The 18,348-nt window shown below is 69.4% G+C and carries 21 protein-coding genes; 7 read left to right on the top strand and 14 right to left on the bottom strand.

Annotation, left to right across the window (positions count from 1 at the left end; genetic code table 11):
- The first annotated feature begins 63 nt into the window (after positions 1 to 63).
- On the top strand, positions 64 to 381 hold the full coding sequence (locus ACXJKQ_RS18055; RefSeq protein ID WP_457107103.1) for a cupin domain-containing protein: 318 nt from the start codon (positions 64 to 66) through the stop codon (positions 379 to 381).
- A 96-nt stretch (positions 382 to 477) separates the two neighbouring features.
- Here ACXJKQ_RS18055 and ACXJKQ_RS18050 read toward each other — a convergent pair whose 3' ends face one another.
- Entirely contained in the window at positions 478 to 918 is a 441-nt protein-coding gene (locus ACXJKQ_RS18050; RefSeq protein ID WP_457107102.1) for a hypothetical protein, read from the bottom strand.
- A 71-nt stretch (positions 919 to 989) separates the two neighbouring features.
- Here ACXJKQ_RS18050 and ACXJKQ_RS18045 point away from each other — a divergent pair, with 71 nt between their 5' ends.
- The 5 genes from ACXJKQ_RS18045 to ACXJKQ_RS18025 all read left to right on the top strand — a co-directional run bounded on the left by ACXJKQ_RS18045 (position 990) and on the right by ACXJKQ_RS18025 (position 5,475).
- The gene (locus ACXJKQ_RS18045) at positions 990 to 1,529 is read left to right on the top strand and encodes a hypothetical protein (RefSeq protein WP_457107101.1); all 540 of its coding nucleotides are present in this window, start codon (positions 990 to 992) and stop codon (positions 1,527 to 1,529) included.
- 287 nt (positions 1,530 to 1,816) lie between these two features.
- Positions 1,817 to 3,121, top strand: a complete 1,305-nt coding sequence (glyA, locus tag ACXJKQ_RS18040; RefSeq protein WP_457107100.1) for a serine hydroxymethyltransferase — start codon at positions 1,817 to 1,819, stop codon at positions 3,119 to 3,121.
- Between the two features lie 102 nt (positions 3,122 to 3,223).
- Positions 3,224 to 3,742 (top strand): transcriptional regulator NrdR, encoded by a 519-nt coding sequence (nrdR, locus tag ACXJKQ_RS18035; protein ID WP_457107099.1) that lies wholly within the window; start codon positions 3,224 to 3,226, stop codon positions 3,740 to 3,742.
- Positions 3,739 to 4,848: a bifunctional diaminohydroxyphosphoribosylaminopyrimidine deaminase/5-amino-6-(5-phosphoribosylamino)uracil reductase RibD gene (ribD, locus tag ACXJKQ_RS18030; protein ID WP_457107098.1), complete on the top strand. Its 1,110-nt coding sequence runs from the start codon at positions 3,739 to 3,741 to the stop codon at positions 4,846 to 4,848. The genes nrdR and ribD overlap by 4 nt, the downstream gene beginning before the upstream one ends.
- A gap of 3 nt (positions 4,849 to 4,851) precedes the next feature.
- A complete protein-coding gene (locus tag ACXJKQ_RS18025) occupies positions 4,852 to 5,475 on the top strand; it encodes a riboflavin synthase (RefSeq protein ID WP_457107097.1) in 624 nt (207 codons plus the stop codon).
- A 6-nt stretch (positions 5,476 to 5,481) separates the two neighbouring features.
- Here the strand turns inward: ACXJKQ_RS18025 and ACXJKQ_RS18020 are convergent, their stop codons facing one another.
- The 12 genes from ACXJKQ_RS18020 to ACXJKQ_RS17965 all read right to left on the bottom strand — a co-directional run bounded on the left by ACXJKQ_RS18020 (position 5,482) and on the right by ACXJKQ_RS17965 (position 17,008).
- Complete coding sequence (locus ACXJKQ_RS18020; RefSeq protein ID WP_457107096.1) at positions 5,482 to 5,910, bottom strand: PaaI family thioesterase; 429 nt, start codon at positions 5,908 to 5,910, stop codon at positions 5,482 to 5,484.
- A 203-nt stretch (positions 5,911 to 6,113) separates the two neighbouring features.
- Entirely contained in the window at positions 6,114 to 7,685 is a 1,572-nt protein-coding gene (locus ACXJKQ_RS18015; RefSeq protein WP_457107095.1) for a SpoVR family protein, read from the bottom strand.
- A gap of 96 nt (positions 7,686 to 7,781) precedes the next feature.
- Positions 7,782 to 9,083 carry a YeaH/YhbH family protein gene (locus ACXJKQ_RS18010; protein WP_457107094.1) on the bottom strand — a complete coding sequence of 434 codons (1,302 nt, stop codon included), beginning with the start codon at positions 9,081 to 9,083 and terminating at the stop codon, positions 7,782 to 7,784.
- A gap of 190 nt (positions 9,084 to 9,273) precedes the next feature.
- Entirely contained in the window at positions 9,274 to 11,226 is a 1,953-nt protein-coding gene (locus ACXJKQ_RS18005; protein ID WP_457107093.1) for a PrkA family serine protein kinase, read from the bottom strand.
- A 218-nt stretch (positions 11,227 to 11,444) separates the two neighbouring features.
- The gene (locus ACXJKQ_RS18000; RefSeq protein ID WP_457107092.1) at positions 11,445 to 11,888 is read right to left on the bottom strand and encodes an Ig-like domain-containing protein; all 444 of its coding nucleotides are present in this window, start codon (positions 11,886 to 11,888) and stop codon (positions 11,445 to 11,447) included.
- Between the two features lie 118 nt (positions 11,889 to 12,006).
- Positions 12,007 to 12,426 carry a hypothetical protein gene (locus ACXJKQ_RS17995; protein WP_457107091.1) on the bottom strand — a complete coding sequence of 140 codons (420 nt, stop codon included), beginning with the start codon at positions 12,424 to 12,426 and terminating at the stop codon, positions 12,007 to 12,009.
- 76 nt (positions 12,427 to 12,502) lie between these two features.
- Positions 12,503 to 12,997: a MerR family transcriptional regulator gene (locus tag ACXJKQ_RS17990; protein WP_457107090.1), complete on the bottom strand. Its 495-nt coding sequence runs from the start codon at positions 12,995 to 12,997 to the stop codon at positions 12,503 to 12,505.
- Positions 12,998 to 13,109: 112 nt separating this feature from the next.
- Positions 13,110 to 13,430, bottom strand: coding sequence for an integration host factor subunit alpha (locus ACXJKQ_RS17985; protein ID WP_457107089.1), 321 nt, complete (start codon positions 13,428 to 13,430; stop codon positions 13,110 to 13,112).
- Between the two features lie 167 nt (positions 13,431 to 13,597).
- Positions 13,598 to 14,602, bottom strand: a complete 1,005-nt coding sequence (locus ACXJKQ_RS17980; protein ID WP_457107088.1) for a beta-ketoacyl-ACP synthase III — start codon at positions 14,600 to 14,602, stop codon at positions 13,598 to 13,600.
- A 106-nt stretch (positions 14,603 to 14,708) separates the two neighbouring features.
- Positions 14,709 to 15,743 carry a phosphate acyltransferase PlsX gene (plsX, locus tag ACXJKQ_RS17975; RefSeq protein ID WP_457107087.1) on the bottom strand — a complete coding sequence of 345 codons (1,035 nt, stop codon included), beginning with the start codon at positions 15,741 to 15,743 and terminating at the stop codon, positions 14,709 to 14,711.
- A 135-nt stretch (positions 15,744 to 15,878) separates the two neighbouring features.
- A complete protein-coding gene (locus ACXJKQ_RS17970) occupies positions 15,879 to 16,394 on the bottom strand; it encodes a YceD family protein (RefSeq protein WP_457107086.1) in 516 nt (171 codons plus the stop codon).
- Positions 16,391 to 17,008, bottom strand: a complete 618-nt coding sequence (locus tag ACXJKQ_RS17965) for a ubiquinol-cytochrome C chaperone family protein (RefSeq protein WP_457107085.1) — start codon at positions 17,006 to 17,008, stop codon at positions 16,391 to 16,393. Before ACXJKQ_RS17965 ends, ACXJKQ_RS17970 begins: the two co-directional genes overlap by 4 nt.
- A gap of 155 nt (positions 17,009 to 17,163) precedes the next feature.
- On the opposite strand from ACXJKQ_RS17965, the gene ACXJKQ_RS17960 reads away from it, so the two are divergent.
- Complete coding sequence (locus ACXJKQ_RS17960; RefSeq protein WP_457107084.1) at positions 17,164 to 17,661, top strand: outer membrane protein assembly factor BamE; 498 nt, start codon at positions 17,164 to 17,166, stop codon at positions 17,659 to 17,661.
- Here ACXJKQ_RS17960 and ACXJKQ_RS17955 read toward each other — a convergent pair.
- Positions 17,598 to 18,347: an HAD hydrolase-like protein gene (locus ACXJKQ_RS17955; protein ID WP_457107083.1), complete on the bottom strand. Its 750-nt coding sequence runs from the start codon at positions 18,345 to 18,347 to the stop codon at positions 17,598 to 17,600. The two genes, ACXJKQ_RS17960 and ACXJKQ_RS17955, sit on opposite strands and share 64 nt — an antisense overlap.
- Position 18,348 lies beyond the last annotated feature (1 nt).

Raw genomic sequence — 18,348 nt, 5'->3', positions numbered from 1 at the left:
GGATCCGGGTGGGCGTTGACCCGGCGGACCGAAGCGGCACCCTCGCGGCGAGGAGACCTGCCGATGAGCGACCACCTGACTGCCTGGGACGACCGCGCCGAGAGCGTCGGCGGCAACGGCGTCGCCAAGCGCACGATCCCGGGCTCCGGCGTCAGTCTCGTGCGCGTCGTGGTCCCGGCGGGGATCTCTGCGCCGGCCCACAGCCACGAGCACGAGCAGTTCGTGCAGGTCGTCTCGGGCTCCGGGATCCTGGAGACCGAGCAGGGGCGCAAGGCGTTCTCGGCCGGCAGCGTGTTCCACTTCCCGGCCGGGGCGTGGCATGCGGCCGCCTTCGAGACCGAGACGGTGCTGATCGAGACGAACCTCTTGACGGTGGTCTGAGATGGATCCGGCGGCCTTGGATGGCCCTGCCGAGGTTCTCCGGCCTCGCCGAGGTTCTTCGACCGGGTCAGGCCTGGCGCTGAGGATGATCCCGGATCATTCCGGTCCGGGGCCGCGCTGCCGCTCGAGTTCCTCAGCCTTGGGCAGCATCTCGCGCGCGTACTGGACGGCCTGATCGGCCGTCATCAAGCGACCGTCCTCCGGATAGAAGGCGAGCCCGCCGACCAGTTTCACGCAGGCCGTGACCGCCATCAGGGCGCCGATCGATTCCGCGATGGTGCCGAAGTAGAACGCGTACACGCACGGCCAAGAGCCGTCGAAGTCGGTCTCCGGATAAGTGTCCTTCAATTCCGAGAGCGGCATGCTCGAGCACTCGAAGCCCGAGGCCCGGCCCCGCCGCGTGGCCGGCAGATGCCCCGACGAGGCCGGCGGAATCGCCCCACCGCGCAGTTGAAGATCGAAACCGAGCGCGTCCAGGCCGGTCTGCCATTCCGATACGCTGGCAAGCGGTCGCGGACACAGGGCGTACGCTTCCATACTCATGCGACCAAGACTCCCGTTGTGACGGCGACAGAGACGCGGCTCTTGACGGAAATGCCGCGGAGGAGATGGATCTCGATGACGGGGACGCGGTCGTCGACACCTACGCCGGCCCGCAAGGCACGGATACGGCGCGGCGACAGGCCCATTTCACCGGTCTTGATGTCCCAGATCGCCCGGATCGGCGCCGCGCTGGTTCAGCCATCCCGGAGAAGAACATCCGTCCGGATGCTGCCCGACAAGCCGTGGCGGACGATGTCTCCCGCGACGAAGCTCTGCTCGACGCCGTGCCGGCCGATCCCGGGAAGATCCAGCTCGCGCAGGCGGGCCGCGAGCGTCGCGTGGATCTGAATTCCGTAGAGGAACCCTTCTCCCGGCTCGGTGCTCTCGACGACTTCCTTCAGGACATCAAGGATCTCATCGGTCTTGGCATCAATCCGAGAATCGCCCGTCCTGTCCTTTCGCGTGACGACGAACGATCCGCCTCCGCCCGACCATCGGCCGGCACTGTCTCTCGGCTGATCATGACGAAACCCCGCTTTGATCTCGAGAAGACGCAGGGTGATGAATGCAAGACTGAGTCGAAGCCATGCGGTGCGGCAATCTAGCACCCGATCACGTCCGTCACTTTGCATGACCACGCCTCGCCTGTGTTCATGTTTCATTCCATGAACGTTTTCCTTTTGTCAAGAATATTAGAGGTTTAATAGGAACATGGACCTAGCAACCGCCGGTCGGCGGCGCGGCGCCCGTGCGGCAAATTATTCTTTGCGCGCATCCAAATTGCCTGTGCTTGGCCTGAGGGTTCGGCGCGTGTAGGAATCGACGCTCGAACGCCCGCCCGTGCACGCCGACGAAAGGCCGGGCATCGCCCCTACCAGAACAGAGGCAGACCATGAGCGCCGGTACCGCCGCCGACAAGCATTTCTCCAACAGCTTCTTCGCCGCTCCGCTGACCGAGGTCGATCCCGAGATCGCCGAGGCGGTGGCCAAGGAACTCGGCCGTCAGCAGCACGAGATCGAGCTGATCGCCTCGGAGAACATCGTCTCCCGCGCCGTGCTGGAGGCCCAGGGCTCGGTGCTGACCAACAAGTACGCGGAAGGCTATCCGGGCCGGCGCTACTACGGCGGCTGCCAGTTCGTCGACATCGCCGAGGACCTCGCCATCGAGCGCGCCAAGCGTCTGTTCGATTGCGGCTTCGCCAACGTGCAGCCGAATTCCGGCTCGCAGGCCAACCAGGGCGTGTTCCTGGCGCTGATGCAGCCCGGCGACACATTCCTGGGCCTCGACCTCGCCGCCGGCGGCCACCTCACCCACGGCGCCCCGCCGAACGTCTCGGGCAAGTGGTTCAAGCCGGTCTCCTACACGGTGCGCCGCGAGGACCAGCGCATCGACATGGAGCAGGTCGCCGCCCTCGCGCAGGAGCACAAGCCGAAGGTGATCATCGCCGGCGGTTCGGGCTACCCGCGCCACTGGGACTTCGCCAAGTTCCGTGAGATCGCCGACTCGGTGGGCGCCTACTTCATGGTCGACATGGCCCATTTCGCGGGCCTGGTCGCGGCCGGCGTGCATCCGTCGCCGTTCCCCCACGCCCACGTCGCCACCACGACGACCCACAAGACGCTCCGCGGCCCGCGCGGCGGCATGATCCTGACGAACGACGAGGCGCTGGCCAAGAAGTTCAACTCGGCGATCTTCCCCGGCATCCAGGGCGGCCCGCTGATGCACGTCATCGCCGGCAAGGCCGTGGCCTTCGGCGAGGCGCTGAAGCCCGAGTTCAAGATCTACGCCCGCCAGGTGGTGGAGAACGCCAAGGCGCTCGCCGACACGCTGATCTCGGGCGGCTACGACATCACCTCGGGCGGCACCGACAACCACCTGATGCTGGTCGACCTCCAGCGGAAGGGCCTGACCGGCAAGGCGGCGGAAGCCGCGCTGTCGCGGGCGCACATCACCTGCAACAAGAACGGCGTGCCCTTCGACACGCAGAAGCCGACCATCACCTCCGGCATCCGGCTCGGCACCCCGGCCGGCACCTCCCGCGGCTTCGGGGTCGCCGAGTTCAAGCAGATCGGCGGATTCATCGTCGAGGTGCTGGACGGGCTCGCCGCCAAGGGCGAGGCGGGTGACAGCGCAGTCGAGGCCGATGTCAAGCGCCGCGTCCACGCGCTGACGGACCGGTTCCCGATCTACGGCTGAGGCCCGAGCGGAGCCGGCCTTCCGAGCCGGCCCCGAGTGGATTAGGACACGGCCGCGGATCCGATCGGTCCGCGGCCGTTTCCATGCCCGAGTGCCAGACCCATGCGCTGTCCCTATTGCGGCGGCTCCGAGACCCAGGTGAAGGACTCGCGGCCCTCCGAGGACGGCGCCGCGATCCGGCGCCGTCGGGTCTGCCCGGATTGCGCCGGCCGGTTCACCACCTTCGAGCGGGTGCAGCTCCGCGAGGTCGTGGTGCTCAAGCGCTCGGGCAAGCGCGTGCCCTTCGACCGCGACAAGCTCCAGCGCTCCATCGACGTGGCCCTGCGCAAGCGCACCGTCGAGCCGGAGCGGATCGAGCGGCTGGTCAGCGGCATCACCCGGCAGCTCGAGAGCGCGGGCGAGCCGGAGGTGACCTCCGAGGCGATCGGCGAGCTGGTGATGGCGGGGCTGAAGGGTCTCGACGACGTCGCCTACGTGCGCTTCGCCTCGGTCTACAAGAATTTCCGTGAGGCCAAGGATTTCGAGGCGCTGCTCGGCACGCTGGGCGACGGCACCCTGCCGCCCGGGGCCGAGCCGGAGCCCGGGGCGGCCCCGGGCCGACACCGCGCCGGGCGCCCATGAGCGACGATGCCCCCTTCATGCGCCTCGCCCTGGCGCTGGGGCGGCGGGGTCTCGGGACCACCTGGCCGAACCCGTCGGTGGGCGCCGTCGTCGTCGAGCCCCGGACCGGGCGCATCCTCGGGGCCGGGGCGACGGCGCCGGGCGGCCGGCCGCACGGGGAGCCCCTGGCCCTCGCCGAAGCCGGGGAGGCCGCCCGCGGTGCGACCCTCTACGTCACCCTGGAGCCGTGCTCGCATCACGGTCGCACGCCGCCCTGCACCGATGCGATCCTGGCCGCCGGCATCGCCCGGGTGGTCAGCGCCCTGGAGGATCCGGATCCCCGAGTGGCGGGCCGCGGCCACGGCCTGCTGCGCCAGGGGGGCGTGGCGGTCGAGACCGGGCTGCTGCGGGACGAGGCGGCGCGCGACCATCTCGGCCACATCACGCGGGTGACGCTCGGCCGGCCGGCCCTGCATCTCAAGCTCGCCCGCACCCTGGACGGCTTCTGCGCGGCCGCCGGCCCCGAACGCCTGCGGATCACCGGGCCGGTGGCGGACGGGGCGGTCCATCTTTGGCGGGCGCACGCGGACGCGATCCTGGTCGGCATCGGCACGGCCCGGGCCGACGATCCGTCGCTGACCGTTCGGCTGCCCGGGCTCGCCGGGCGCTCGCCCCTGCGGATCGTCCTCGATACGCACCTGCGGCTCAGCCCCGCCAGCGTCCTCGCCCGGACCGCCCGGGACACCCCGACCCTGGTGCTGACCACCCGCGCGGCCCCCGCGCATGCGCGGCGCGCCCTTGAGGCGCTCGGCGTGGAGGTCGCAGCCGTCCCTGCCGACGGAGTGGACGGGATCGACCTGCCGGCAGCCCTGGCGCAGCTCGGTCGACGCGGCCTGACCCGCCTGTGCAGCGAGGGCGGCCCCCGCCTTGCGGAGGCGCTCGCGCGGGCCGATCTGATCGAGGCCTGCACGCTGGTCACGGGTCCGGCGGAACTGGGATCCGGGGGCGGCCTGCCGGCACTGGGACCCGCCCTATCCGCGGCGCTCGCGGGCGACGGGTTCCGGAAGGCCGAGTCGCTGCGGCTCGGCGCCGACACGGCGGTGACCTACGAACGGGACAGGACCTAAGCGATGTTCACGGGACTCGTCAGCGACGTCGGCACGGTGACCTCGGTCGCGGGCGACGGCGACCTGCGCCGGATCGCGATCCGCACCGCCTACGATCCGGCCACCATCGCCCTCGGCGCCTCGATCGCCTGCGCGGGCCCGTGCCTCACCGCCGTCTCGGTGGAGCCGGCCGCGGATGGGGGCTGCGTGTTCGCGGTGGACGCGGCCGCCGAGACCCTGGCGCGGACCACCGTCGGATCCTGGGCATCGGGCACGCGGATCAACCTCGAACGGTCCCTGAAGATCGGCGACGAACTCGGCGGCCACCTCGTCACCGGCCATGTCGATGGCCTCGCCGAGATCGTGGAGCGCACGCGCGTCACGGCGGGCGCCTGGGGGCCGAGCGAGCGCTTCACCGTGCGAGCACCGGCCGTCCTGGCGAAGTTCATCGCCGAGAAGGGTTCGGTCTGCCTCGACGGGACCTCGCTGACCGTGAACAGCGTCGCCGGCGACCTGTTCTCGGTCCTGCTGATCCCGCACACCCTCCAGGTCACCACCTGGGGCGAGCGGCGGGCGGGGGATCGCCTCAACCTGGAGGTCGATCTGATCGCCCGCTATGCCGCCCGGCTCACGGAGGCGCGGGCCTGACCATCCTCAACGCGGCGGGATCGAGTAGGTCCCGGTGGCGTGGCAGACGAGATCGGTGTCGCCGACGGCGGTGATGAGGACCTCGCCGACGGCGAGCCGACGGCCGAGCTTGAGCAGCCGGCATTCCGCCAGAAGATCCCCCGAGGCGGGCTTGCGCAGGAAGTTGAAGGTGAGGCTCGTAGTCACGGCGAGCGCCACGGGACCGATATTGGCGAGGATCGCCGCGTAGAGAGCGTAGTCGGCGAGGGCCATCATGGCCGGCCCCGAGACCGTCGCGCCGGGGCGCAGGAAGCGTTCGTGGGTCTCCAGCCGCATCCGCGCCGAGAGCGGACCGACCTCTTCGAGATGGTAGGCGCGCCCCCCCGCCTGCATCTGCGGGAATTCCCGATCGAGGAAGGCGGCGGTCTCGGCGAGGGTCAGGATTGTGGCGGTCATGCGTGTTCGCGATATGCGCGGAGGGGCGGGGCGACGGGGCTGATCCCACGCCACCCCCTCATCCTGAAGTGCCGGAACGCAGCGCAGGCCTCGAAGGAGCCTTCCAGCCGGCCGCGTGGTCCCTGGAGGCCTCCTTCGAGGCCCGCCGATGCGGGCACCTCAGGATGAGGGGATCGGGCTGGAAACCCATGTCACCAAGCGGCTCAGAAGAAGATCGGCCGGGCGCTCGCGGTGATCTCTCCGAGCACCGTGCCGGTGGCCGGCTCGATCTCCTTGAGCACCACGTCGTAGCCCCAGAGGTCGGCGAGATGCTGCAGCACGCGCTTGGCGTCGTCCGTCTGCAGGGTGATCCGGTTGATCGCCTTGTGGTGCAGGATCAGGCGGCGGTCGCCCTCCAGATCGACGTCCACCACCTCGATGTCGGGGTCGAGCCACGCCACGTCGTACTGACGCGCGAAGGCCCGGCGCAGCTTGCGGTAGCCGCGCTCGTCGTGGATCGCCTCCACCCGCAGCTCCGGCTCCTCCGGATCGTCGACCACGTGGAACAGGCGCATGTCGCGCATCAGCTTGGGCGAGAGGAATTGCTGGATGAAGCTCTCGTCGCGGTAGTTCTCCCAGCAATCGCGCAGGACCGCCATGGCGTCGCCGGTGCCGGCGATGTCGGGGAACCAGGCCCGGTCCTCGTCGGTCGGCTGCTCGGCGATGCGGGCGATGTCCTGCATCATCGCGAAGCCGATCGCGTACGGGTTGTGGCCGCCATAGGAACGGTCGTCGTAGTTCGGCTGCCGGATGACGTTGGTGTGGGATTGCAGGAATTCGAGGTAGGACGCCTCGGTGATCTGCCCGGATTCCGACAGGGCGTTCATGATCCGATAGTGGGAATAGGTGGCGCAGCCCTCGTTCATCACCTTGGTCTGGCGCTGCGGGTAGAAATACTGCGCCACGAGGCGGACGATGCGCAGGATCTCCCGCTGCCACGGGCGAAGCCTGGGCGCGACCTTCTCCAGGAAATAAAGAATGTTCTCCTGCGGCAGTTCGAGCAGGGCCTTGCGCCGTTCCGCCGCCACGTCCGGCCGCACGGTGCCGATTTTCTGCGGCAGGGTCCGCCAGAGATCGTTGTAGATCTGCTCGCCGTGCTCGATCCGCTCGCGCTCGCGCCGCTGCTCCGAGGCGAGATCCGGCCGCTTCTTGCGCGGGTAGCGGTGGACGCCCTGGCTCATCAGCGCGTGGGCGGCGTCGAGCACCTGCTCCACCGCCTGGTGGCCGTAGCGCTCCTCGCAGCGGGCGATGAACCCCTTGGCGAAGTCGAGATAGTCGAGGATGCCCTCGGCATCCGTCCATTGCCGGAACAGGTAGTTGTTCTTGAAGAAGTGGTTATGGCCGAAGGCGGCGTGCGCGATGACGAGCGTCTGCATCGTCGCCGTGTTCTCCTCCATCACGTAGGAGATGCACGGGTCGGAATTGATGACGATCTCGTAGGCGAGGCCCATCAGACCGCGGCGGTAGCCGGCCTCGTGCTGGGCGAAGTGCTTCCCGAAGGACCAGTGCTTGTAGAACAGCGGCATGCCGATCGACGCGTAGGCGTCGAGCATCTGTTCGGCCGTGATGATCTCGATCTGGTTCGGGTACCAGGACAGGCCGAGCTGCGGCCCGGCGATCGCCTCGCAGGCGTCGTGGATGCGCCGGATCGTGTCGAAATCCCAGTCGTTGCCGGTGAACAGGGGTTTCTGGCTGCCGGAGATGATCTGGGGCGTGCGTGCCTTGACGAGCGTCATGCGGCCTCCCGATCGATCGGATTGTATCGCGTCTGTGCGCGGGACGAGAACGTCCGCCCCCGCGCTGCGGAGGCGGGAGACGCGGCGCGGGTCATCTCAAGCCTCCGCCTCGGCACGGCCTTCCTTGCGACCGAACAGCTCGCGGAAGACCGGGTAGATCTCCCGCCGGTGGTTGACCTTGCGCATGGCGATCGGCCCGCCCGCCTTGGCGATAGACTCGTAGGTCCGCCAAAGAGTGGTGCGGTGCTCCACGAAGCCCGCGCGGGGGCCGTTCTCGTCGCCGACCTCGAGATAGGCGAAGTGCTGGCAGGCCGGCAGGATGTGCGACCGCAGCAGCTCCGTCGAGGTCGGGCCGTCGGAGGAGACGTTGTCCCCGTCCGAGGCCTGGGCGGCGTAGATGTTCCAGTCGTTCGGGTCGTAGCGCTCGGCGATGATGCGCTTCATCTCCACCAGCGCCGACGAGACCAGGGTGCCGCCGGTCTCGCGGGAGCCGAAGAAGGTCTCCTCGTCGACCTCGGTGGCCCGGTCGGTGTGGCGGATGAACACGATCTCGACGTGGCGGTAGCGGCGCGTCAGGAAGATATGGAGCAGAATGTAGAACCGCTTGGCGAGGTCCTTCATGTGCTCGGTCATCGAGCCGGACACGTCCATCAGGCAAAACATGACCGCCTGGGCGATCGGCCGCGGATAGGGCTCGAAGCGGCGGAAGCGCAGATCGATCGGGTCGACATAGGGGATGCGCTTCGACCGCTCCCTCAGCCGGAACAGCGCCTGCTCCAGATCCGCCCGCTCCGGGTCGCCCTCCGGCAGGGCGTCGAGCCGCGTCTCCAGGGCCGCGACGTCCTCGGGCTTCGGGCGCTTTAGGGCGATCCGGCGCGACATCGAGTTGCGCAGGGTGCGGGTGAGGGCGAGGTTCGCCGGCGAGCCGGTGACCGTGTAGCCGGCCCGGCGCAGCCCTTCCGTCTCCACGATGGCGAGGCGCCGCTTGGCGAGATCCGGCAGTTCCAGATCCTCCAGGAACAGCTCCAGGAACTCCTCGCGGGTGAGCACGAAGCGGAAGGCGTCCTCGCTGTTCTCGCCGCCCTCCCCGCCCTCGCCGGAGCCGCGCCCACCGCCGCCGCCGGGCGGCCGCTCGATCGTGTCGCCCTCCACGTAGGTCTTGTTGCCGGGCAGGATGTGGTCCTGCAGGCCGGTCCCGGGCTGGCGGGAGAAGCGGGGCTCGCGCACGCCGTCCGCCGGCACGGTCACCCGGCCATCCTTGCCGAGATCCTTGATGTCCTTCTCGCGGGCGGACTCGCGCACGGCGCGCTGGGCCACGTCCTTCACGCGGCGCAGGAAGCGCTGACGGTTCGGGAGGCTCTTGCCGCCCGGGTTCAGACGTCGGTCGACGATGTGCATCCGCTGCGAAAACCCTCGTCCGCGTGTTCCGGCCGGGTCCGGACCCTGATCGTACCATGCTGCCGGCGGAGGAATGGATCCCTCTTTCGAAGCTGGCCTGAGATCTTCACCGGCCGGTCGTCCGAAACTGTGGCGGCGGAAGGTCGAACCCTGGCCCGGCCGGATTGGACCCGGCCGGGCGCCCCGCGCCTCAGCCGGCCTGCTTCACCCGCATGTACCATTCCACCAGGCGGCGGACCTGCCGCTCGGTGTAGCCGCGCGCCACCATGCGCTCGACGAACTCGCCGTGCTTCTTCTCGGTCTCGCCGTCCTTCTTGGAGCCGAAGGAGATCACCGGCAGCAGCTCCTCCACCTGGGAGAACATCCGCCGCTCGATCACCTCGCGCAGCTTCTCGTAGGAGGTCCAGCTCGGGTTGCGGCCGCCATGCTGGGCGCGGGAGCGCAGGGCGAACTTGACCACCTCGTTGCGGAAGTCCTTCGGGTTGGCGATCCCGGCGGGCTTCTCGATCTTGGTAAGTTCCTGATTCAGCAGCTCGCGGTTGAGGAGCTGGCCGGTCTCGGCATCCTTGAAGTCCTGGTCCTCGATCCAGGCGTCGGCGTAGTCGATGTACCGGTCGAACAGGTTCTGCCCGTAATCGTGGTACGATTCGAGATAGGCCTTCTGGATCTCATGGCCGATGAACTCCGCGTAGCGCGGGGCGAGCTCGGTCTTGATGAATTCCAGGTACTTCTTCTCGGTCTCGGGCGGGAGCTGCTCCCGGCGCAGGGACTGCTCCAGCACGTACATCAGGTGCACCGGATCAGCCGAGACCTCGGTGGTGTCGTGGTTGAAGGTCGCGGCCAGCACCTTGAAGGCGAAGCGGGTGGAGATCCCGTCCATGCCCTCGTCGACGCCGGCCGTGTCCTTGTACTCCTGCATCGAGCGGGCGCGGGGATCGACCTCGCGCAGGGACTCGCCGTCGTAGACCCGCATCTTCGAGAAGACGTTGGAATTGGCGTGCTCCCGCAGGCGCGACAGCACCGAGAAGCGGGCCAGCATCTCCAGCGTGCCGGGCGCGCAGGACGCGTCCGACAGTTCCGAGCCGGAGATCAACTTCTCGTAGATGTGCTGCTCCTCGGTGACGCGCAGGCAGTACGGGACCTTGATCACGTAGATCCGGTCGATGAACGCCTCGTTGTTCTTGTTGGTCTTGAAGGTCTGCCACTCGGACTCGTTCGAGTGGGCCAGGATCACGCCGGTGAAGGGGATCGCGCCGATATTCTCGGTGCCGACGTAGTTGCCCTCCTGCGTCGCGGTGAGCAGGGGGTGCAGCATCTTGATCGGCGCCTTGAACATCTCGACGAATTCGAGGATGCCCTGGTTCGCCCGGTTCAGGCCGCCCGAATACGAATAGGCGTCGGGATCGGCCTGGGACAGGGTCTCGAGGCGGCGGATGTCGACCTTGCCGACCAGTGAGGAGATGTCCTGGTTGTTCTCGTCGCCCGGCTCGGTCTTGGCGATGGCGATCTGGCGCAGGCGCGAGGGCCGGACCTTGATCACCTTGAAGCGCGAGATGTCGCCGTTGAACTCGTCGAGGCGCTTCAGCGCCCAGGGGCTCATCAGGCCGGTGAGGCGCCGGCGCGGGACGCCGTAGCGCTTCTGGATCTCCTCGCCCATCGTCTCGGGGTCGAACAGGCCCAGCGGGCTCTCGAAGACCGGCGAGACCTCGTCCCCGGCCTTGAGGACGTAGACGGGGTGAACCTCCATCAGGAGCTTCAGCCGCTCGGCGAGGGACGACTTGCCGCCGCCCACCGGGCCGAGGAGGTAGAGGATCTGCTTGCGCTCCTCCAGGCCCTGTGCCGCGTGGCGGAAGAACGAGACGATCCGCTCGATCGTCTCTTCCATCCCGTAGAACTCGCGGAAGGCCGGGTAGGTCCGGATCGTCCGGTTCATGAAGATCCGGCCGAGGCGCGAATCCTTGGCGGTATCCACGAATTCCGGTTCGCCGATCGCCGCGAGGATCCGCTCGGCGGCCGAGGCGTACATCAGGGGCTCGTCGCGGCAGGCTTCGAGATACTCGGAGAGCGTCATCTCCGTGTCGCGGCGGGCCTCGTACCCTCGGGCGAAGCTCTGGAAAAGGTCGTTCGTCGCATGCATCGGCATTCGATAACCCTCTCAGACCGTGACAGCTTCATCCTGTCTCGGCTTGGATGCAACCGACAGGCCCGCTTTTGTCGCAGTGCGGCGAGCGCGGCGCCCGGCATGTCGATTGCTTGCAACACTCGCGGGGGCTGACGGCGGCACGGACGAGATTCCGCGCCGCTGCCGAACGGCTGTACGGCGCCCAGAACTGGGCAGTCGTCACGGAAGCCGGCCCCGGCTCACAAATCCGTTCCCTCCTTCTTGCTGTCATCTCCGGATTTGGCGCCGACCGCCCCGACCGTGATCTTGACGGTCTGCGTCTGGACTTGGCCGTCCGAACCCTTGACCTCGAAGGTGACTTCGTCCGAACCGGTGAACCCGCTGTTGGGCTGGTAGAACAGCGCCTGGACCGCGGCCTCCTTGTTGGGGCAGCGGTAGCCTGCCGGCGTCTTCAGCTTGCCGACCTTGGTGATCACCGAGCCGTTCTTCGGCGGACCGGAGACCTTGAACTCGGGCATCGGGCCAGGAGAACAATCCTTCTTGAGATTGGGCGCGATCTCGAGCCGGACGGTCTTGCCGGGCGCCACCGTCTTGGTCCGGCTGGCGGGCGTCTGGGCGGATGCCGGTCCGGCCAGGGCCAGGTTCCCTGCGAGCAGCACGGCGAGCGGTCGAAGGGCGATCATGGCAGCGTCTCTCCAGTGCCGACCTGGACCTGTCCCCGGAAACGCCTCCGGATGTCCGTTCATCGGTGGAGACCATGTGGGGACGCCCCGGACGGGCGTCGAGAGCCCGCGCCGGAGCTTATTCCTGCAGCGCCGCCGCGACGATTCCCGTGACGCGGGCGATCTGCATGTCGTCGAACTCGCCGGCCAAAGCGGCGGCGAGTCGCGACTCGACCCGCGCGCGCTCCCCGGCATCGGCGATCGGAGCGGAGGGAATCTCGGTCTCGGCGAGGCGGCAGACCCGGCGGATCGTCTCTGCGGCCGCGAGCAGCTTCGCGCGGTCCGTGGGTCCCATCTCCCAGAGCGGATTGCGCAGGCGGCTGATGACGCGCTTCGCATCGCGGTAATCCCGGTCGACGCCGGTGGCCGCCTCGATCTGGCTGACGAGGAACATCAGTTCCAAGACCTCGGCCGCGGCGTCCGGACATGTGCGGACGATCCGCATGATGCGGGCCATCAGCTCCTGGCTGGGTGTCAGCTTGGATTTGGGCGCGGCCATGCGGGCGACAACGCGAGTTGCCGCCGGAAAGTTCGCTTGTCGCGTGTAGGATCGCCGTCGAGGATCGGCCCCGACCTCAAGCCTCGCCGTCGGGCACCGCGCGCAGACCGTCGAGCAGGGCTCGGCAGGTCCGCAGTTCCTCCAGGACACCCGCCAGGGCCGTCCGGTCCGAGGCCTCCAGCGACCCCTGGGGTGCGCCGACATCCGGCGCAACCTCCTGGATCAGCGGCTCGGCGGCCACCGCCTCGCCGCGGCCGACCGCCTGCACGAAGCGGACGCCGTTCTCCTTGAGGACCCGCTGGGCTCCCGCGATCGTGTAGCGCTGGACGTGCAGGAGATGGCGGATGCCGGCCACGAGCTCGATGTCCTGGGGCCGGTAGTAGCGCCGTCCGCCGGCCCGCTTGACGGGGCGGATCTGGCCGAAGCGGGTCTCCCAGAACCGCAGCACGTGCTGGGGCACGTCGAGTTCCTCGGCCACCTCGCTGATCGTGCGGAACGCGTGGGCGCTCTTCTCGCCGGGGCCGGCGTTCTGTTCGTCGGTCCGGTCGGCGGCGAGGAGGGCTGCGGGCATGACGGTCTTGCGGATCGGATCGGGGCGGCACGATCTTGCCGCTCCGCGGCGTCCCACTCAAGCCTCGCCGGCCGCGACGCACGGAATTCGCCGGCGGATCGGCGGGGACGCGTCAGTCGTCGTCGTGCGCGCCCGCGCCGTTGAGGCCGTTGATCTTGGCCTTGAGCACGTTCGAGGGCTTGAACACCATCACCTGCCGCGGTTCGATCGCCACCTCGACCCCGGTCTTGGGATTGCGGCCGACGCGCTTGCCCTTGCTGCGCACGACGAAGGAGCCGAACGAGGACAGCTTCACCGTCTCGCCGTTCTCCAGGCAGGCACAGATCTCCGACAGCACGGTCTCGACGAGGGCGGCCGACTCGGTCCGCGACAGGCCCACCTGGTGGTAGACGGCCTCGCTCAAGTCGGCGCGCGTCACCGTCTTGCCTGCCATACCGTGTCCCCTCGCCCGCACCGCACGCCCCATGGCGTCGGGCACGGCGATCACGGCCGCACCGAACGCTGAAGTCGTATCTCTATGATCCGGCACGCTAATCGGCGCTCGGTCCCCGGTCAACCGCGGCGGGACAGCGAATTGTTTCGGGCGCGCCGCCCGAGGCCTCACCAACGGATGAGCGCCGCGCCCCAGCTGAAGCCGCCGCCGATCGCCTCGATCATCACGAGGTCGCCCGCCCGGATGCGACCGTCCCGCCGCGCCACGTCGAGGGCCAGGGGAATCGAGGCGGCCGAGGTGTTGCCGTGGCGGTCCACCGTCAGCACGATCTTCTCCCGGGCGATCCCGAGCTTGTCGGCCGAGGCCTCGATGATCCGGCGGTTGGCCTGGTGGGGCACGAACCAGTCGAGGTCCGCCACCGTCAGCCCCGCCTGCGCGAGGGCCTCGACGATCACGTCGGTGACCTGCCCGACGGCGAACCGGAACACGTCGCGGCCCTCCATGCGCAGATGGCCGGTGGTGCCCGTGGAACCCGGGCCGCCGTCGACGTAGAGCTTCTCCCGGTGGCGCCCGTCGGACCGCAGGCTCGTGCTGAGGACGCCGCGAGCCCCCGCCTCCTGCGCCTCCAGAACGATGGCGCCGGCCCCGTCGCCGAACAGGACGCAGGTGGTGCGGTCCTCCCAGTCGACGATCCGCGAGAAGGTCTCGGCGCCGATCACCAGCGCCCGGCGGGCCGCCCCGGTGGTCAGGAACTTGTCGGCGGTCGAGACCGCGAACACGAACCCGGCGCAGACCGCCTGCAGATCGAAGGCTGCCCCCTGGTGGATGCCCAGCGCCGCCTGGATCTGGGTGGACGTCGCCGGGAAGGTGTGGTCCGGCGTCGAGGTGGCGCAGATCACGAGGTCGATGTCGTCCGCGGTCAGGCCGGCATCGTCCAGGGCCGCCCGGGCCGCGCGAGTTCCGAGGACCGAGGTGGTCTCGTCCGCGGCCGCGATGTGCCGCTGGCGGATCCCGGTCCGCTGGACGATCCAGGCGTCGGAGGTGTCCACCTGCGCGGCGAGATCGGCGTTCGTCACCACCCGCCCGGGCAGGCTCGATCCGGTCCCGACCACCACCGAGCGCAGAGCGGGAGCGCGCCGGTGATGCGCGGGGTCTATGGGGAGGGTTGCCATCTGTGTCCTTCCCGGACGACGCCGGCTTCACAATCGTCAGTTGTGAAACGGCAGCCCCCCGATTTCCATCCCATCCGCCGACGGATGCTAAGGCCGAGACCGGCCGTCAGGCCGGCGCCAGGGCCGCGGTCTGGTCGAGCATCTCGCGGATCGTGCGGATCATGTCGTGGCGCGCCATGTCGTGCGCCAGATCGATCGCCGCGGCGAAGCCCTGGGCATTCTCGGAGCCGTGGCTCTTGATGACGATGCCCTCGAGGCCGAGGAACACCCCGCCGTTGGCCCGGCTCGGGTTCATCTTGTCCTTCAGCGCCTTGAAGGCCTGCCGCGCGAACAGGGCGCCAATCTTGGCGGCCAGCGTCCGAGTCATGGCCGCGCGGAGATACGTGCCGATCTGCTTGGCGGTGCCCTCGGCGGTCTTGAGGGCGATGTTGCCGGTGAACCCCTCGGTCACCACCACGTCGACCGTGCCGCGGCCGAGATCCGTGCCCTCGACGAAGCCGTGATAGGCGAGACCCGGGCTCTCCATCTCGCGCAGGATCCGGGCAGCCTCCTTGACCGCCTCGTTGCCCTTCATCTCCTCGGTGCCGACGTTGAGCAGGCCGACCGTGGGCCGCTGGAGGTCGAACACGATCCGGGCCATGGCCGAGCCCATCACGGCCATCTCGACGAGGTGCTCCGCATCCGTGCCGATGGTGGCGCCGACGTCGAGCACGACGCTCTCGCCGCGCACGGTCGGCCACAGGCAGGCGATGGCCGGGCGCTCGATGCCCGACATGGTCTTCAGGCAGATCTTCGACATCGCCATCAGGGCGCCGGTGTTCCCGGCCGACACGCAGGCATCGGCCTGTCCGTCCCGGACCGCTTGGATCGCCTGCCACATGGACGACTTGCCCCGGCCCTGGCGCACGGCTTGGCTCGGCTTGTCGTCCATGGCCACGGCCACGCTGGTGTGGCGGATCTCGACGCAATCCTTGAGGCGGGGCTCCTTCGCGATGAGGGGCGCGATCACCGCCTCGTCGCCGAACATCAGGAAGGTGGTGCCGGGATGGCGCTCCCGGGCCAGGGCTGCGCCGGGCACGACCGTGGAAGGCCCGTGGTCGCCGCCCATGGCGTCGAGCGAGATGCACACGCGTTGGGACATGTCGGTAGCGGGTCGCGGGTCTCGGCGGGGGACAAGGCGGGAAAGGCCCCGCCGGGCGCGGCGGACCATAGCGATACCGGCCCGTCGGGCAAATGAAATCGGGCGGCGCGGGGTTCCGGCCGGCCGCCGACGACTTCAGCCTTCGCCGTCGCGGAGCTTGCGCAGGCCTGCGAGGGGGCCGGCATCGTCACCCGCCGCCACCGGCTCGAAGGTGATGCCGGGCTTGCGCGGATAGGGATCGAGGCCCAGCGCCAGGAACTCGGCGGTGAGCGCGCCGAAATCGATGCGGCCGCCCACCAGAGGATCGGGGATGTCGGCGTCCTCGGCATCGGTGCCGGCAAGCCGGTCCGTGTCGGTGAACACCACCTCGACGGGCTCGCGGACGGGTGCCTCGAAGGGCTCGAGGCTCACGGTGCAGACCTGCGTGACCTGCGCCTCCACGGTGCCGGTGACGACGAGGCGGCTGGTCGGCCCCTCGATCGCGAACCGGCCGACCAGGTCGCGGATGCCGGGAATGACGAACTCGGCCGCGAGCGCCGCGCACTCGGCGGGGCTCGCCTCCACGGTGACGGCGCCGCGCCCCTGGGGCAGGCGCTCGACATTGACCCATCGTGCGAGCGGAAAGCCGTCCTGGCTGCCGACCCGAGTCATGCGCGTCCTCCGTCTCCGGCTTGCACCGATCCTTCGATCGAACCTTGGGCGAACTCTTGAGCCGATTCTCGAGCCGGTCGCGGCGCGAACCCGTCCGGTTCCGGGAAGGGCGGCCCGGCCCCCAGCAGCGCGTCGAGGTCGGCCCCGGCGAGGGCCGCGTCCGCGGCCTGCACGTAGGCGGCGAGACCGCCGCCGTCACCCGTGTCGCCCAGGACGTTGCGGACGAGCACGGCGCGCAGGGCGGCCCCGTCGCCGGCCTCGAGCGCCGCGTCGTAGCCCTCGGCGCGCCCGTAGAAGGCGGCCCCGAGCTTCTTCATCCGCTTGGACACGCCCATGTCGCCGACACCCAGCTCGCGCAGGGAGGCGTCGAGCTGGGTGAAGACGGAATTCACGAGATCCTGCGCCACCTCGGCGGCCGGCGCCGGCAGCCGGTTCAGCCGACGCAGAACGAGGATGGCGTGCAGGCACAGGGCCTCGAACCGGCCCTCCACGGTGTCGGGCACGCCGAGGCGCGTGTAGAGGGCTGGCCGGCGCGCGGCCATGCTCAGGGCCACGTGGAGCCCCTCGACGGCACGGCGCCGCGCGTTCGCGCGCTGGAACAAGCCGGCGATCATCGATGCCATCCCCCGGCCACCTGTGGCCAAGCTTGCCTTGTCAAAGCCATAACCCCGCGGTACGGCAACCCACGCCCAGGGCGCAAGCGCCGTCGGAGTCCCGAGCCGGCAGCGACGGTTGTGCCCCGTCCGTCAACACGCTCTCTGGGGGCCCGATGCGGCGCCGTCTCGTCCAGTCTTTCGCGCGCCTCGCCGTCATCGGCCTCGCGGGAGCCGGCCTGTCCGGCTGCATCGGTGAGGAGCTGCGCCACGGCTACCAAGTCGATCAGGCCGCGCTCGCCACGATCAAGCCCGGCATGAGCCCCGAGCAGGTGCTCCAGATCCTCGGCACGCCGTCGACGGTGTCCACGGTGGGCAACAAGTCCTGGTACTACATCTCGCAGAACACCCGCCGGACGATCATGTTCCTGGGCGAGCAAGTCGAGGACCAGAAGGTCACGGCAGTCTACTTCACCCCCGGCTTCAAGGTGGAGCGCGTGGCGCTCTACGGGCTCCAGGACGGGCGGATCTTCGACTTCATCGAGCGCACCACGCCGACGAGCGGCGCCGACCGCGCCTTCCTTAGCCAGCTGTTCCGCGGCCTGACCCGTTACGAGCCGTTCGGCAGCGGCAAAGGCACCAGCGTCGTACCGGGCGCGAACCGCGGCATGTGATCGGCCTCGCCCGCCACGAGGCGGGCGATCTCCGCCGGGTCCGAGAACAGGTGCTCGGGGCCGAGGTCGGCCAGCGCCTGCGGGTCGGTATAGCCCCAGGCCACGGCCCCGAACGGACAGCCCAGAGCCTGCGCGGCCTCGAGGTCGCGGATCTCGTCGCCGATGCAGAGAGCCCGGCCCGGCGGCACGCCGGTGCGCGCGAGCAGCCGGCGCAGCCGGCGCGCCTTCCCGAAGATCGACGCCCCGCAGGCATAGCTGCCGATACGAGCGGCATTGTCCGGCCCGAGCACCCGCCGGACCGTGTCGGCGCGGTTCGACGACAGGATCGCCAGGGGTACGCCCGCGTCCGCGATCCCGGCCAGCATCGCCGGGACGCCAGGAAACAGAGCGATCTGCGCGGCGTCGCGTGCGGCCAGCGCATGCATGTGGCGGGCGATGAGCGGCAGCTTCCAGCGCGGGATGCCGAGATGGGCGACGATCGCCCGGGCGCCCTGCCGCCGCAAATCCTCGACCTCGTGGGCCTCGACCGGGCGGAAGCGATAGCGGTCGGCGACGCCGTTCAGAACCGAGCAGAACCACCCGAAGCTGTCGGCGAGGGTCCCGTCGAAATCGAGGACGACGAGACGCGGCCCGGGCACGGCCGATGGACGGGCCAAGTCGGGCCGGGCCAAGTCGGGCCGGACCATG

The sequence above is a fragment of the Methylobacterium sp. P5_C11 genome, from assembly GCF_054049775.1.
Note: the sequence above shows the minus strand (reverse complement) of the source record. Positions and strands in the feature narration are given on the sequence as shown.

Coding starts and splice junctions, on each gene's coding strand:
- ACXJKQ_RS18055 (WP_457107103.1), top strand. CDS start 64: ATGAGCGACCACCTGACTGCCTGGGACGACCGCGCCGAGAGCGTCGGC.
- ACXJKQ_RS18050 (WP_457107102.1), bottom strand. CDS start 918: ATGGAAGCGTACGCCCTGTGTCCGCGACCGCTTGCCAGCGTATCGGAA.
- ACXJKQ_RS18045 (WP_457107101.1), top strand. CDS start 990: ATGGATCTCGATGACGGGGACGCGGTCGTCGACACCTACGCCGGCCCG.
- glyA (WP_457107100.1), top strand. CDS start 1,817: ATGAGCGCCGGTACCGCCGCCGACAAGCATTTCTCCAACAGCTTCTTC.
- nrdR (WP_457107099.1), top strand. CDS start 3,224: ATGCGCTGTCCCTATTGCGGCGGCTCCGAGACCCAGGTGAAGGACTCG.
- ribD (WP_457107098.1), top strand. CDS start 3,739: ATGAGCGACGATGCCCCCTTCATGCGCCTCGCCCTGGCGCTGGGGCGG.
- ACXJKQ_RS18025 (WP_457107097.1), top strand. CDS start 4,852: ATGTTCACGGGACTCGTCAGCGACGTCGGCACGGTGACCTCGGTCGCG.
- ACXJKQ_RS18020 (WP_457107096.1), bottom strand. CDS start 5,910: ATGACCGCCACAATCCTGACCCTCGCCGAGACCGCCGCCTTCCTCGAT.
- ACXJKQ_RS18015 (WP_457107095.1), bottom strand. CDS start 7,685: ATGACGCTCGTCAAGGCACGCACGCCCCAGATCATCTCCGGCAGCCAG.
- ACXJKQ_RS18010 (WP_457107094.1), bottom strand. CDS start 9,083: ATGCACATCGTCGACCGACGTCTGAACCCGGGCGGCAAGAGCCTCCCG.
- ACXJKQ_RS18005 (WP_457107093.1), bottom strand. CDS start 11,226: ATGCCGATGCATGCGACGAACGACCTTTTCCAGAGCTTCGCCCGAGGG.
- ACXJKQ_RS18000 (WP_457107092.1), bottom strand. CDS start 11,888: ATGATCGCCCTTCGACCGCTCGCCGTGCTGCTCGCAGGGAACCTGGCC.
- ACXJKQ_RS17995 (WP_457107091.1), bottom strand. CDS start 12,426: ATGGCCGCGCCCAAATCCAAGCTGACACCCAGCCAGGAGCTGATGGCC.
- ACXJKQ_RS17990 (WP_457107090.1), bottom strand. CDS start 12,997: ATGCCCGCAGCCCTCCTCGCCGCCGACCGGACCGACGAACAGAACGCC.
- ACXJKQ_RS17985 (WP_457107089.1), bottom strand. CDS start 13,430: ATGGCAGGCAAGACGGTGACGCGCGCCGACTTGAGCGAGGCCGTCTAC.
- ACXJKQ_RS17980 (WP_457107088.1), bottom strand. CDS start 14,602: ATGGCAACCCTCCCCATAGACCCCGCGCATCACCGGCGCGCTCCCGCT.
- plsX (WP_457107087.1), bottom strand. CDS start 15,743: ATGTCCCAACGCGTGTGCATCTCGCTCGACGCCATGGGCGGCGACCAC.
- ACXJKQ_RS17970 (WP_457107086.1), bottom strand. CDS start 16,394: ATGACTCGGGTCGGCAGCCAGGACGGCTTTCCGCTCGCACGATGGGTC.
- ACXJKQ_RS17965 (WP_457107085.1), bottom strand. CDS start 17,008: ATGATCGCCGGCTTGTTCCAGCGCGCGAACGCGCGGCGCCGTGCCGTC.
- ACXJKQ_RS17960 (WP_457107084.1), top strand. CDS start 17,164: ATGCGGCGCCGTCTCGTCCAGTCTTTCGCGCGCCTCGCCGTCATCGGC.
- ACXJKQ_RS17955 (WP_457107083.1), bottom strand. CDS start 18,347: ATGGTCCGGCCCGACTTGGCCCGGCCCGACTTGGCCCGTCCATCGGCC.